Annotated in this window: 13 protein-coding genes; 8 read left to right on the top strand and 5 right to left on the bottom strand. The window is 43.0% G+C overall.

Annotation, left to right across the window (positions count from 1 at the left end; all coding sequences use genetic code 11):
• The first annotated feature begins 21 nt into the window (after positions 1–21).
• Entirely contained in the window at positions 22–831 is an 810-nt protein-coding gene (locus ABZP31_RS13155) for an NAD-dependent epimerase/dehydratase family protein (RefSeq protein ID WP_248133726.1), read from the top strand.
• A gap of 39 nt (positions 832–870) precedes the next feature.
• On the opposite strand, the gene plsB is transcribed toward ABZP31_RS13155, so the two are convergent.
• Entirely contained in the window at positions 871–3,438 is a 2,568-nt protein-coding gene (gene plsB, locus ABZP31_RS13150; protein WP_248133725.1) for a glycerol-3-phosphate 1-O-acyltransferase PlsB, read from the bottom strand.
• Positions 3,439–3,727: 289 nt separating this feature from the next.
• Between plsB and ABZP31_RS13145 the strand changes: the two genes are divergently transcribed.
• Together ABZP31_RS13145 and ABZP31_RS13140 are read left to right on the top strand one after the other, a co-directional pair.
• Positions 3,728–4,600 (top strand): acyl-CoA thioesterase II, encoded by an 873-nt coding sequence (locus tag ABZP31_RS13145; protein WP_248121912.1) that lies wholly within the window; start codon positions 3,728–3,730, stop codon positions 4,598–4,600.
• Between the two features lie 143 nt (positions 4,601–4,743).
• The gene (locus tag ABZP31_RS13140; RefSeq protein WP_248133724.1) at positions 4,744–5,991 is read left to right on the top strand and encodes a dicarboxylate/amino acid:cation symporter; all 1,248 of its coding nucleotides are present in this window, start codon (positions 4,744–4,746) and stop codon (positions 5,989–5,991) included.
• Between the two features lie 97 nt (positions 5,992–6,088).
• Here the strand turns inward: ABZP31_RS13140 and yihA are convergent, their stop codons facing one another.
• From yihA to ABZP31_RS13120, 4 genes are all read right to left on the bottom strand, one after another.
• Positions 6,089–6,925: a ribosome biogenesis GTP-binding protein YihA/YsxC gene (gene yihA, locus ABZP31_RS13135; protein WP_005018323.1), complete on the bottom strand. Its 837-nt coding sequence runs from the start codon at positions 6,923–6,925 to the stop codon at positions 6,089–6,091.
• Positions 6,926–7,025: 100 nt separating this feature from the next.
• Positions 7,026–7,475 (bottom strand): Rrf2 family transcriptional regulator, encoded by a 450-nt coding sequence (locus ABZP31_RS13130; RefSeq protein WP_005018324.1) that lies wholly within the window; start codon positions 7,473–7,475, stop codon positions 7,026–7,028.
• A gap of 102 nt (positions 7,476–7,577) precedes the next feature.
• Complete coding sequence (locus ABZP31_RS13125) at positions 7,578–8,339, bottom strand: globin domain-containing protein (protein ID WP_111282407.1); 762 nt, start codon at positions 8,337–8,339, stop codon at positions 7,578–7,580.
• Between the two features lie 266 nt (positions 8,340–8,605).
• A complete protein-coding gene (locus tag ABZP31_RS13120; protein WP_248133723.1) occupies positions 8,606–9,799 on the bottom strand; it encodes a PLP-dependent transferase in 1,194 nt (397 codons plus the stop codon).
• 161 nt (positions 9,800–9,960) lie between these two features.
• On the opposite strand from ABZP31_RS13120, the gene ABZP31_RS13115 reads away from it, so the two are divergent.
• The 5 genes from ABZP31_RS13115 to rplW all read left to right on the top strand — a co-directional run bounded on the left by ABZP31_RS13115 (position 9,961) and on the right by rplW (position 12,886).
• Positions 9,961–10,689, top strand: a complete 729-nt coding sequence (locus ABZP31_RS13115) for a type 1 glutamine amidotransferase (RefSeq protein WP_248133722.1) — start codon at positions 9,961–9,963, stop codon at positions 10,687–10,689.
• A 257-nt stretch (positions 10,690–10,946) separates the two neighbouring features.
• Entirely contained in the window at positions 10,947–11,258 is a 312-nt protein-coding gene (rpsJ, locus tag ABZP31_RS13110) for a 30S ribosomal protein S10 (protein ID WP_000070912.1), read from the top strand.
• A 58-nt stretch (positions 11,259–11,316) separates the two neighbouring features.
• Positions 11,317–11,955, top strand: a complete 639-nt coding sequence (rplC, locus tag ABZP31_RS13105) for a 50S ribosomal protein L3 (RefSeq protein ID WP_005018329.1) — start codon at positions 11,317–11,319, stop codon at positions 11,953–11,955.
• An 11-nt stretch (positions 11,956–11,966) separates the two neighbouring features.
• Positions 11,967–12,569, top strand: coding sequence for a 50S ribosomal protein L4 (gene rplD / locus ABZP31_RS13100; RefSeq protein ID WP_005018333.1), 603 nt, complete (start codon positions 11,967–11,969; stop codon positions 12,567–12,569).
• Positions 12,566–12,886 carry a 50S ribosomal protein L23 gene (rplW, locus tag ABZP31_RS13095; protein WP_005018334.1) on the top strand — a complete coding sequence of 107 codons (321 nt, stop codon included), beginning with the start codon at positions 12,566–12,568 and terminating at the stop codon, positions 12,884–12,886. Before rplD ends, rplW begins: the two co-directional genes overlap by 4 nt.
• The last annotated feature ends 9 nt before the right edge of the window (positions 12,887–12,895 follow it).

The raw sequence follows: 12,895 nt of genomic DNA, 5'->3' as shown, positions 1-12,895 counted from the left end.
CCCCCTAACTTAGGTCATACCATGCATATTCTATTTATTGGTTATGGTAAAACATCTCAAAGACTTGCAAAACAGTTATTTGAGCAAGGCCACCAAATTACCACAATCAGCCGAAGTCCGAAATTTGATCCTTATGCCACTCATCTGATTCAGGATGTACAGCAGGCTGACTTCAGCCAGATTCTCCCTGTTGATTGGGTGTATATTTTACTAAGTCCAGACCAAAGTACAGCTGAGGCATATCAACAGACCTATGTATCTCCAATTGAATCGTTAGCAGCTGCTTTAAATGGCCATCCGGTAAAACGTATTGTAGTAGTGTCATCTACCCGGGTCTATGGTGAACAGGCAGGACAGGAAATTAATGATGAAACTACAGTTTATCCATGTGATGAACAGGGCTTTCTATTACAATTAATGGAGCTGAAATGGCAGGCAGCCTGCCCTGAACAAGTGGTAGTTGTGAGGCCGACCGGAATCTATGGTACATCGGTTGCACGAATGCAAAAGTTGGCCCAGAGCCGAAAGACTTATCCAGACCTGCATTATAGCAACCGCATTCATATTGATGATCTGGTAGCTTTTTTGGCACTTCTAATTTGTATTGAAACTCCGCAGCCGAGTTATATCGTAACGGATAACCGGCCTTTGCCTTTGCCTGGTATTATTCAGTGGTTTCAGCAGCAGCTAGGATTACCTATACTGGCCCTTGAGTCGCAGCAAGCCAGCGGTAAACAGGTATATGCCAGCCGTATGCTGGACAGTGGTTTTCAGCTTAATTATCCTGACTGTTTTCAGGTCTATGCTGACCTGTTAAGTCAGTCAGCTTAACCAGTTTAAAAAAAGCCGCTGTCAGCGGCTTTTTTTAAATTACTTTCTTTTGCGCATCAAGCGGCGTTTAGCTTGCTGTGCAGCCACTGCATTTAAAGCTTCTTGCAGTTCTTCATCACTAAAGTCAGTAATGTGATGCAACATTTGTAAGGTCACTTCATCCAGTACCAGTTTAGCGCCTTCGGCCATATTGCTAAAACCGGCATCGAATTCAATTAGGCCATTCTCATTGGTACGGATATATTCTTGCTGGGTTAAGACTTTAATAAAGCTCTGGAACAGGGCCTTATCAAAGAATTCTGGTGAGTTAAATTCATAAAGTACAGACAGGCGCTGACCCAGCAGATGGCTTAAATCTTCAACCTGTTTTGCAGAAATAGTGCCAGAACCCCGTTGCGTAATTAGGGCCAAGGTCATGTAATAACGCTCTAGGCTCTGCTTTACGGGGGCGGCTAATACAACCAGCTGATTATGTTCTTCAGTATTTGGGGCAGAACTTATCAGATTGCCTTCTTCATCCTGGCTCATCAGGCCACCTTGAATCAGAGCATCTGCATTTTGGCAAATCTGCTCTTTTAATTCGTCAGTATTCCATTTCAGGAATAACTCGGCCTTCAGGAATGGATACAAAGTACGGATAACACTGATCAGATCGCCGCGGCTGATTTTACCATTGTGCTCAACCAGTGATGCAACCAGAGAAGGCAAAACAAACGAATGTAAAATATTATTGCGGAAATAGGTCAGTAAGACTGCCTGATTATCTTCAATTGCAATAATATCCCCCAGTACATGCTGAACCCGTTTGATCAGTTTTAGTTTCAAGCCATAGGCAATTATTTCTTTACCAGATAAAGGCGTAACCTTAGTACGTTCATCATAAGGCAGTGCAGAGGCTAGACGTCGGTAAGCATCAAGCTGTTTAATACATACTTCTTCATCAAGTGTATGTTTCGGAGTGGCCAGTAAGATGAGTGATAATAACGATACTGGATTAATTACCACCGCACGGTTGATATTTTCTAAAATAGCAACAGCCGAGCTATTAATTGCTTCTGAAACTGCCGCAGGAACCGGATCATCATTTTTCTCGATGACTATATTTTCGGCGCCGTGCTGTTTCAGCAAGTCATCTAGGAATACAGGTTCACCAAAATTTACGTGGACCTTACCAAAAATCCGTTCGATTTTACGCAGGGTCTGCAAGATTCCAAAAATAGATTCAGCTTCTTTTGGTTTGCCCTGCATTTCACCTACATACGTTGCGCCTTCCATGAGACGTTCATAGCCAATGTAGGTGGGTACAAAGGCAATAGGTTTAGCACGTCCACGTAGATGGCTATGCACAGTCATTGCCAGCATACCGGTTTTGGGGGGCAGCAGACGGCCGGTACGTGAACGGCCACCTTCAATAAAGTACTCAAGCGGTGTATTACGTGACAGAATGCTATATAGATATTCTTTAAATACCGAAGTATACAGTGCGTTGCCACGAAAAGAGCGGCGAATAAAAAATGCGCCCCCACCACGTAATAGCTGGCCCACAAATGGCATATTCAGGTTATCACCTGCCGCAATATACGGAACCATCAAACCACGCTTATAGATCACATAAGAAAGCAGCAGGTAGTCGATATGACTACGGTGACATGGTGTATAGATAATTTCATAGTCTTTTGCCAGTTCACGAACAGTATTAAAGTTATGTACTTCTACACCATCATAAAGCTGCGTCCAGAGGCGGGTCAGTGCCATATCGGCAAACCGTACTGCTGAAGCTGAATAATCCGATACGATCTCATTCAAGTAACCAATTGCACGGCGTTCAGCTTCCAGCATGCTAATTTTGCCACGGATGCTTTCACGGCGAATGGCTTCTTGAACATCACGCGATTTGATCAAAGACTGCATCACATTGCGACGGTCAGATAAATCTGGTCCGAGTACGACTTCGCGCTGGCAATCCAGATAGTCATTTAAGGTACTAATAATATAAGTCGCTGCTGAGAGGTTCGGATAATTTTCTTTGGCGTATTCAACCAGTGTACGTAAAGACTGGCCTTCATGAAATTCCAGATACGTTTCACGGCCATGTAAACCAATATTAACCAGCTGTTTGACTTTACCCGGCGTCGCCCAGGTATCTGTAAATAAAAGTTTAAACCAGGAATCTTCTTTATCTGGCGAGCGGCCCCAAAGCACAGTAACTGGCACCAGTTCAATATCGTACTGTGGATACTGGTCGAGAAGCTCAATCAGACGAAGTAAACGTGGTGGAAAATTATGAGCAGGCGGATTTAAAAGATTTTTTTCATCATAATGTTGCAGAAAAAGAACCGAAGCTTTTTCTTTATGCTCGTCAATGACCAGCGGGTCCAATGCCGGAGCAAGCTGTAAACGTCGGGTTTCTGCATCTACAATTAAGGCATTACTGCGAGAATAGTTTTGCAGGACATAACAGGTAATTTTTTTATTAACTTCAGCCAATTCCTGCTCTTCAGCCGGTGACTTGCCTGGAACTTCGCCAATAACATGGGGGGTTACGACAAGGTCAAGCAGCTTGCTTGAAAGCCGCCGATACAACTGACCAAATCCACTCTTGGACATAAAAACTCCTAGCTAGACGACTGAAACCGGTATCCGGTCATCGACTGATTTTGTATTAAATCGAACAGAAAAACGGATCTGCCATTTTCTGCTAAAACAGAAGAGAATGGCTAGCTTTTATCGTTAAAAATCGTATTTTTAGGGATTATAACTCAAAAGTAAATATGGCAGCAGCTCTCAGGAAAGTTTAGCGTTTTACTCAGAAAATATGGCAAAATAGTTTATCTGTCTTGTTTTCGTTCATCATTTCATGGGGCTGTTTCGGTCTTTCATTCATTAAAGGTATCTTATGAATACTTTAACTCAAGAACTTGTTGAGCTTTTAACCCTGGAAAAGCTAGAAGATAATATCTATCGGGGAATAAGCCGCAACCTGGTCGGTAAACGGGTGTTTGGAGGCCAAGTACTTGGACAGGCCTTACGTGCAGCATCTTATACTGCGGACCGTCCCGCACACTCCATGCATGCTTATTTCCTGTTTGGTGGCGATGTTAATGCGCCTATCATTTATGAGGTTGAACGTCTGCGTGACGGAAAAAGCTTTGTCAGCCGTCAGGTGCGAGCCATTCAGCATGGACGTACCATTTTTTCTGCGATGGTGTCTTTTGCAGAACCGGAAGAAGGTTTGAACTATCAGCATCAAGAACCAAGTTATCCTGCACCTGAAACACTAAAAGCCGAGCAGGAGTTAAAAGAAGGTTTAATCAGCTTTATCCCTGAAAATGTACGTGCTAGCTTTATGCGGGACCGTCATATTGAAATCCGTCCGGTAAATGTGGATAACCCGTTTCAGCCGCAACCTGAAGCGCCTTATTATGCCCACTATTTACGAACCCATGACCAGATTGCAACCGAAGTCGATGAAATTTCCCTGCATCAGGCCATTGTAGCGTTCTATTCTGATTTCACCTTGATGACCACAGCGCTACGTCCACATGGCTTAAGCTATCTTTCACCAAGTTTGCAATGTGCCAGTCTGGATCATGCAATTTATTTCCACCGCCCTTTGCGCGCGGATGAATGGATGTTATATGACATGGAGGCAACAGTCAGTGCCAGCTCACGCGGTTTAAACTTTGGCCGCATGTGGCAAAATGGCCAGCTAGTATGCAGTACTGTACAAGAAGGCCTGATGCGTTTACGTGAAATTGAAACCCAGTAATATCTGCTAAAATGTACATTCTAAAAGCCCTCCTCAGGGAGTGGCTTTTAAATATTAATAAAAGTCCCTATAAATAGCCTCGATTCTTGTGGAAGCTCATGGCATAGTGCCTGAAAGGGACTACTTGACTACTACTTACTCTAATGAGCCTAAATACACAGATTCTATTTGCTGCCATTATCGGGCTGGCTTTCGGTTTTTTCTTAAAATATAACCCTGACCTCAGTTTTTTTGACAGCAGTATTTATCTGCTCGGCATTGCCAGCAGTATATTTATTGGTTTGCTCAAGATGTTGCTCATTCCACTCATTTTCAGCTCGATTGTGGTTGGTGTTTCTAACCTACAGTCTGGTGGGCAATTGGGCCGGATCTGGAAAACCACTTTAATTTGCTGTGTGACCACTACAACCCTGGCACTAATTTTAGGTATTGGTTGTGCCCATCTGTTTGAAGTGGGTAAAGGGATGAATATTAATTTATTCCAGGAAGCCATGCAGTCATATCAGACCCCAGATACAATGACGCCGTCTGCTTTTTTTACCAATTTTATTCAAAATACTCTTATTAACCCGTTTAAAGCTTTTAGCGATGGTAATGTGCTGGCTGTAGTAGTGTTTGCATTGTTTCTTGGGGTTGCACTGGTGAAAGGCGGGGAGAGGTTTAATTCGATTCGCGGACTGAGTCAGCAGTTTTTTGATCTGATGATGATGTTGGTCGGCTGGGTCATGAAACTGGCTCCCTTGGGTATTTTGGCACTCCTGGCAAAACTGGTCGCGACTGAAGATATTTCTATTTTGAGTCGACTGGCTGAATTTGCTGCAGTAGTAACCGGCACAACAATTTTTCATGGACTGGTAGTCTTGCCGCTACTGCTCTGGATTTTTGGCCGGATGTCACCGATACGCTTTTTCCGTGGTGCACGTATTCCCTTGGTAACAGCTTTTGCAACCAGTTCGAGTTCAGCAGTCATGCCTTTGAGCCTGAAGGCTGCACAGGAGAATCTGGGAGTACGACCTCATATTGCCGGTTTTGTAATTCCTTTGGGCACACAGCTTAATATGGATGGGACGGCTCTTTATGAAGCTGCGGCGGCTTTGTTTATTGCGAATCTGATCGGGCTGGACTTAAGCTTGGGACAACAGGTGATTGTCTGCCTGACCGCCATGATTGCTTCATTAGGGGCCCCGGGAATTCCAAGTGCAGGAATGGTTACCATGATTATGGTATTACAGTCAGTAGGGTTGCCTGCCGAAGCAATTGCTATTTTACTGCCGATTGACCGTTTACTTGATACAGTGCGTACTGTAGTGAATGTGCAGGGTGATATGATGATTAGTGTAGTGGTAGACCGTTATAGCCAGCCGGCTAAAGATCTTCAGTCCGAAGTTTAAAAGAACTGTGTTCTGTATTTCCTTAACATGGACTGCAAAGTATTCCTACCGGAGAAATAATCTATTCCGGTAGGATAATTTCTGTATCTTTACCGGGTTATTCTGGTTTTTGTTCAGCGTGCTGTTCTGGTAAAAAGTCTTCCAGCTCTTCTACAGTATCCGCTTCATCTTCTTCAACTGCTTCTGGAATACTGTCCAGATCAAACTGTGTGGACTGTTCTAGCGTAAAGTTCAGACGACCCGCCATAACACTGGCCAGCTCTTCTAACCCCTGTTTGTTCAATGAAGAAAATAGCTGGATCGAGAAATTGAGCTTCATCTTCTTCAATTCCTGCTTGACCTCAAGCAAAGTTTTATTAGCCGGACCGCGGTTTAACTTGTCTGCTTTCGTCAACAGGATATGTACAAACAGTTTCCGGGAATGTGCCCATTCCAGCATCATGGTATCGAAATGCTGTAACGGATGACGGATATCCATGAGTAGTACTAAACCTTGCAGGCTTTCACGGTGAATCAGATAATTTTCCAGTTCTTTTTGCCAGACAATTTTCATGGTCTCTGGAACGGCCGCATAACCATAACCAGGTAAATCTACCAGACGCTGGTCAGGGTTACCCAGACTAAAAAAGTTGATCATCTGGGTACGGCCAGGCTTTTTAGAGGCACGTGCTAGTTGTTTTTGGTTGGTTAATGCATTAATGGCACTGGATTTTCCAGCATTTGAACGACCTGCAAATGCAATTTCGTAACCGGTATCTTCAACACAAAGCGAAAGCTTGGGTGCACTCATCAGGAACTCGGCTTTACGTAACCAGTTTAGTGCCCGTACAGAGTATTCGGTAATAGCAGGGTCCAGCGCTTTTTCATAGCTGATTTTCTGCCTAGGCGCCTGCGCCGTTTTACTGTTTTTAGATTTACCACTGCTGCGATGCATAGCACTTCACTTGCGTTACTGAGATTACAGCGCCTAGTATAAAGGAAGTAAAGGATTCTCGCGAATCTTGTACTATCAAGTTATACAGATTAGCAAAAATTCAGGAAAGATTAAGTAAAGCAATTGCTGAATGAGTAGAGAGATGTGGTTGAACAGGCTGAATATTTAGAACCTGGCCTAATGTATATTGGTTCAGACTCTGATAGAACTGTTCAACTGCTGTATCTAAAATACCTTTAAGGCCACAATCCGAACGGAGCACACAAGGCGGTGAATTACATTCTACAATTGGCTGGTCACCTTGCAATATCCGAACAATATCGCCTACACGTGAATCAAGTGCCTGCGGATTCAGCTGAATACCGCCCCCTTTGCCACGTAATGTAATCAGCCAGCCCTGTTTACCCATAAAATGTACAATCTTGACCAGATGATTATGGGAAATCTGTAAATCTACTGCAATTTCTGCAATGGTATATGGCGTATTTCTTGGACGTGAAATATACATCAAGCTACGCAAAGCATAATCAGTGAATTTATTTAATTGCATGACCAGCCAGCTTTGGAAACAGAGAAATAGGACACTATCTTAGCCTGAAAGCTTCCCGAAAGAAACTTTCAGTACATTATATAAATCTTTATATTCATAAGATCAAAAACTTACCGGCGCAGTCACATCCACCTGGTCACCTGCTTTATAGTGGTTAAGCAGAATGTCTTCTACAGAGTATTCCGTCGGGGTTAGGTCAGGCTTGACCACAAATGTATAACTATTTTCTTGAGCTTCCTGAAAACTGAACTGTAGTGGTTGTAACAGTTCCTGACCAGGAACATGGACACGGACTGAAATAAACGCGCCCTCATCAGCCGGAGTAATTGGCTGGCCATCTGTTGATTCTATGGTAAAGCGTTTACCACCTTCTACATCTTCAACCTGTGTAATCTTGAAAGGACGCCAGCCAGCCCAACCACCTTGATGCTCTGCCAGATTGCTGTATTTCTGTTTTTCCACCCCAATTAAAATATCTGCCAATTGTAAATAAGCCTGTTTCCATGCTTCGATCAATTCCGATTCGAATGGTACATCCAGTACTTCACTAATCGAATGCAATAAATTATCACCTACGATTGCATATTGATCAGGTTGAATGTCGAGGCTAACATGTTTGGTAGTGATGCGTTCAACGGCCTTAGCTAAAACAGCAGGATTCTCAATGTGCTCTGCATAAGCTAGTACCGCAGCAGCCAGTGCGCGTGGCTGGCGTCCTGTACTTTGATGGTCCAGATTGAAGACATTTTTTAATTCTGGATGGTTGTTTAGCATGCGTTTGTAGAAATAGCTGGTTAGTGCCACACCATTTTCACGCAGTACAGGAACAGTAGATTGGACCAGTTCGATTTGTTGTGAATTCATGTTGAGAATCTCAAGGTATCTAAAAAGATATATTTAAAATACATTTTTAAAAATTGTTATGCAATAGATTGCTCATACAAAAACCATATTTTTTTTATGGTTTAAGATAAGTGGTTCTAATTAAATATGAAATAATCATAAATAAAAGCGAAAAATTGTAGTTATATTGAACAATCTACTGTTAATTAAATTTAATCAGCCCATTAAGAATATAATTTTTATGACATGAATAAAAAAAGAGGAGAGTAAGCTCTCCTTGATTAAAACTATCTTAAAACCTGTAAAGCTTGCTGAATATCAGTTATCAGGTCATCTACAGCTTCAAGACCAATACAAAAACGGACTAAAACACCCTCTTTTAGGTGGGTACATTCAAGCGTCCGCATCTCTTTGAGCTGATACAGCATAACTAAACTGACCGGTCCACCCCAGCTAAAGCCTAGCTTAAAGAGTCTGAGCCGGTCACAAAATTTTCGTACTGACTCAAGATCATATTCAGGTTTAAAAATAACGCTGACTAGTCCGGCACTTTGTTTATCTATACAGGTTTCTTTCCAATATTGATGACCGGGTGAATTTTCATCTGCGGGATGTAATACCTGTACAAACTCAGGCTGCTGCTTCAACCAGTTCAAGAGCACGATGGTATTGGCAGACTGCTGCTGATAGCGAAGTTGCATATGAGCCAGACTGCGTTGTATCTGGGCTGCATCATCTCCAGAAATCGAGATTCCCTGAATGGCATGCATGCGAAACAGTTGTTGATATAGTTTCCGGTCACGTGTAACTACACTTCCCATTAGAATGTCAGCACCGCCACTTGGGTATTTGGTCAGGGCATGGACTGTCAGATCTACACTCAAATGCTCATCAGAAAAATCAAAAGCATTAAAAGCAAGACCGGCTCCCCAAGTATTATCTAGTGCAGTAAGTATTCCTGACTGCCGGGCTTTTCTAACCAGTCTTTTTAAATCTGGAAACTCCAGACTGACTGATCCTGCTGCTTCCAGCCATAAAAGTTTGGTTTTTGAAGTAGGCTGAAAACTTTCATGCTCCAGCGCATTATAAATTTTAACCTCAATACCATAACGTTGATGCAGGTTGCGCAAATGCTCCATGTTTGGACCATAAATATTGTCTGGAACCCAAACCTCATCCCCGTGACTTAAGAAACAGGAATTGACCAGATTAATTGCTGATAGTCCGCTAGGGGTAAGCAGACTGTGCTGTCCACCCTCAATCTGGGCAATATTATCTGCCAGGGTAAAAGTAGTCGGTGTACCGTGTGTGCCATAACTATAATCATATGCATCAGTCCAGTGCCGGTTAAACAGGGCATCGGTGTTTTTAAAAATGATAGTGGATGCACGAAAGAGGGGAGGCTGCACTGTTTCAATATATTGTGGAGCTTTACGTGGTGCGTGAACTAGGCACGTCTGTTTATTCTGAATCTTAGACATAATAAACTGATAACGCCAATGTGGATTAAAATGACAGATAAAGTGATTTTTCCAGATTTTGCAAATGGATTTGTGAAAATGCGTAATCAATTTTTCACTTATCCAAAATTGGCGTCATTTTTGCAAATATTTGGCTAATACATTAATGATTGGTCAATACTATGAAAAAAAATTTAAAGGTCCATTATTTTCAACATATTGCCGGTGAGGGTTTTGGGAGTTGTTACGATTTTTTACGTCAGCATCAAGCCCAGATTAGTGCAACAGAATTTTTTGCCTTGCCTTTTAACCTTCCCGTAGATCTTGAGGCTCTGCCTGATATTGATGATGTCGACTTGCTAATTGTCATGGGTGGAAAAATGAGTGTAAATGATGAAGCACTCTATCCATGGTTAAAAGTAGAAAAGCAGTGGATTCGCCGTTATATTTCAGCTGGAAAACCGGCAATTGGTCTGTGTCTGGGCGGACAGTTGATTGCCAATGCGCTGGGTGCAGAAGTTAAGCCTAATCATCATCAGGAACTTGGCTGGACTACAGTTTACCGTAGCCGAACTGTTCCCAAAGACTGTTTTGCTCTACCTGCCCAGTTTGAAGTAATGCAGTGGCATCGGGAAACATTTGAAATTCCTCACGGGGCTATCCAGTTAGCAGAAAACCCTGTGTGTGCCAACCAGATGTACCAGGTCGGAAAAAATGTACTTGGTTTCCAGTTCCATCCAGAAATCACTCCGAATACCTTGAGGCTTTTTCTGGATGATGATGAGGAGTTATCCATATTCAACGGTGATTACACACAGTCCGCAATACAATTAAAAAAATCGGTTTCCGAACAGTTTGTCGTGGGGAACTCTATTTTGAATGAAGCGATTCAATACGTATTGCGTAGTTAACATACCAGTGCTCCTTAAATATCAAATAACCCAGATAAAATCAGGAAAATTGAAAAAGAGAATTGCGTAAGAGTTAAACAATCGTTATAATGAGCAACCCCTAAATTTGGGGCACTAACGGCGAATAAAGTCGTTAGGATCGTGACAGTCGTGGCATCGATCATGACCTTAGTGATTTTCACTGCCTTTGACACTTACCAATAGGTGAGGTGCGTCAAGGGTGATTCTTTATATATTTTGGCTTGGAGTTTACTGGTATGTCTAACCAGAGAATCCGTATCCGTCTTAAGTCTTTTGATCATCGTCTGATTGATCAATCTGCTCAAGAGATCGTAGAAACCGCTAAGCGTACTGGCGCACAAGTGTGTGGTCCAATTCCGATGCCTACTCGCATCGAACGCTTCAACGTTCTTACTTCACCGCATGTAAACAAAGATGCGCGTGATCAGTACGAAATCCGCACCTATAAACGTCTGATCGATATCGTTCAGCCAACAGACAAAACTGTTGATGCGCTGATGAAATTGGATCTTGCGGCTGGTGTTGACGTTCAGATCGCATTGGGTTAAGGCTTTCGGTTAATTAGCTCCTAAGTTAATTAAGCCGCTTTTTTAGAGGTTTACACACATGGCTATTGGTTTAGTCGGTCGCAAGTGCGGTATGACCCGTATCTTCACAGAAGCCGGCGTCTCTGTGCCAGTTACAGTGATCGAAGTTGATCCAAACCGCATCACGCAAATCAAAACGCTTGAAACTGATGGTTATCAAGCAATTCAAGTAACTACTGGTGAACGTCGCGAATCTCGCGTTACTAACGGTCAAAAAGGTCACTTTGCGAAAGCAGGCGTGGCAGCTGGTCGTCTGGTTAAAGAGTTTCGTGTTACTGAAGCAGAGCTTGAAGGTCGTGAAGTTGGTGCTTCTATCGGTGTTGATTTGTTCGCAGTAGGTCAGATCGTTGACGTAACTGGTCAATCAAAAGGTAAAGGTTTCCAAGGTGGTGTGAAGCGTTGGAACTTCCGTACGCAAGATGCTACTCACGGTAACTCTGTTTCTCACCGTGTTTTAGGTTCTACAGGTCAAAACCAGACTCCTGGTCGCGTGTTCAAAGGCAAAAAAATGGCCGGTCACCTAGGTGATGAACGCGTAACAGTACAAGGTCTTGAAATTGTATCTATTGACGCTGAACGTTCTGTTTTAGTTGTTAAGGGTGCTATTCCTGGTGCAACTGGTGGCGACGTGATCGTTCGTCCTACCATCAAGGCCTGAGGGGAAATAACGTGAATTTAAATACTGTTTCCGGCTCTGCTGTTGAGTTGTCTGAAGTTGCCTTCGGACGTGAGTTTAACGAAGCACTTGTACACCAAGTTGTTACAGCTTACTTAGCTGGTGGTCGTCAAGGCTCAAAAGCTCAAAAGTCACGTGCTGACGTATCTGGCGGTGGTAAAAAACCATTCCGTCAAAAAGGTACTGGCCGCGCTCGTGCTGGTTCTATTCGTAGCCCAATCTGGGTTGGCGGCGGTAAAACTTTTGCTGCTCGTCCACAAGACTGGTCTCAAAAAGTTAACCGCAAAATGTACCGCGGTGCAATGCAATGTATCCTGGCTGAACTTGTTCGCCAAGATCGCTTGGTTTTGGTTGAAGAGCTTCAGGTTTCTGCTCCTAAAACTAAAGAATTGCTTGCAAAACTGAACGACTTGAACGCACCTCGCGCATTGATCGTTACTGATGCGGTAGATGAGAACTTATATCTTGCAGCACGCAACCTTCCACACGTTGATGTGGTAGATGCAACTGCAATCGATCCTGTAAGCCTGATCGCGTTCGATAAAGTTGTAATGTCTGTAGCTGCTGCTAAGAAAATTGAGGTAGAACTCGGATGAACAACGAACGTATCTATCAGATTCTGAAAGGACCAGTCTTCTCAGAAAAAGCACAAGTTTTAGGTGAAACTGCTGGTGTTCAAGTATTCAAGGTTGCGATTGATGCAAACAAGCTTGAAATCAAAAAAGCAGTTGAACAACTCTTTGGTGTAGAAGTGGTTAAAGTAAACACGACTATTACTAAAGGTAAGTCTAAACGCTTTGGTAAAACATTAGGACGTCGTTCTGATGTTAAAAAAGCATACGTCACCCTGAAAGCTGGCCAAGATGTTGAAATGGCTGACTTGGGCGATACCGCTGAAAGCGCAGCGGAATAAGGACGAAAA

It is taken from the genome of Acinetobacter sp. FL, from assembly GCF_040744925.1.
GTDB classification, from domain to species: Bacteria; Pseudomonadota; Gammaproteobacteria; order Pseudomonadales; family Moraxellaceae; genus Acinetobacter; species Acinetobacter radioresistens.
Note: the sequence above shows the minus strand (reverse complement) of the source record. Positions and strands in the feature narration are given on the sequence as shown.

Coding starts and splice junctions, on each gene's coding strand:
- ABZP31_RS13155 (WP_248133726.1), top strand. CDS start 22: ATGCATATTCTATTTATTGGTTATGGTAAAACATCTCAAAGACTTGCA.
- plsB (WP_248133725.1), bottom strand. CDS start 3,438: ATGTCCAAGAGTGGATTTGGTCAGTTGTATCGGCGGCTTTCAAGCAAG.
- ABZP31_RS13145 (WP_248121912.1), top strand. CDS start 3,728: ATGAATACTTTAACTCAAGAACTTGTTGAGCTTTTAACCCTGGAAAAG.
- ABZP31_RS13140 (WP_248133724.1), top strand. CDS start 4,744: ATGAGCCTAAATACACAGATTCTATTTGCTGCCATTATCGGGCTGGCT.
- yihA (WP_005018323.1), bottom strand. CDS start 6,925: ATGCATCGCAGCAGTGGTAAATCTAAAAACAGTAAAACGGCGCAGGCG.
- ABZP31_RS13130 (WP_005018324.1), bottom strand. CDS start 7,475: ATGCAATTAAATAAATTCACTGATTATGCTTTGCGTAGCTTGATGTAT.
- ABZP31_RS13125 (WP_111282407.1), bottom strand. CDS start 8,339: ATGAATTCACAACAAATCGAACTGGTCCAATCTACTGTTCCTGTACTG.
- ABZP31_RS13120 (WP_248133723.1), bottom strand. CDS start 9,799: ATGTCTAAGATTCAGAATAAACAGACGTGCCTAGTTCACGCACCACGT.
- ABZP31_RS13115 (WP_248133722.1), top strand. CDS start 9,961: ATGAAAAAAAATTTAAAGGTCCATTATTTTCAACATATTGCCGGTGAG.
- rpsJ (WP_000070912.1), top strand. CDS start 10,947: ATGTCTAACCAGAGAATCCGTATCCGTCTTAAGTCTTTTGATCATCGT.
- rplC (WP_005018329.1), top strand. CDS start 11,317: ATGGCTATTGGTTTAGTCGGTCGCAAGTGCGGTATGACCCGTATCTTC.
- rplW (WP_005018334.1), top strand. CDS start 12,566: ATGAACAACGAACGTATCTATCAGATTCTGAAAGGACCAGTCTTCTCA.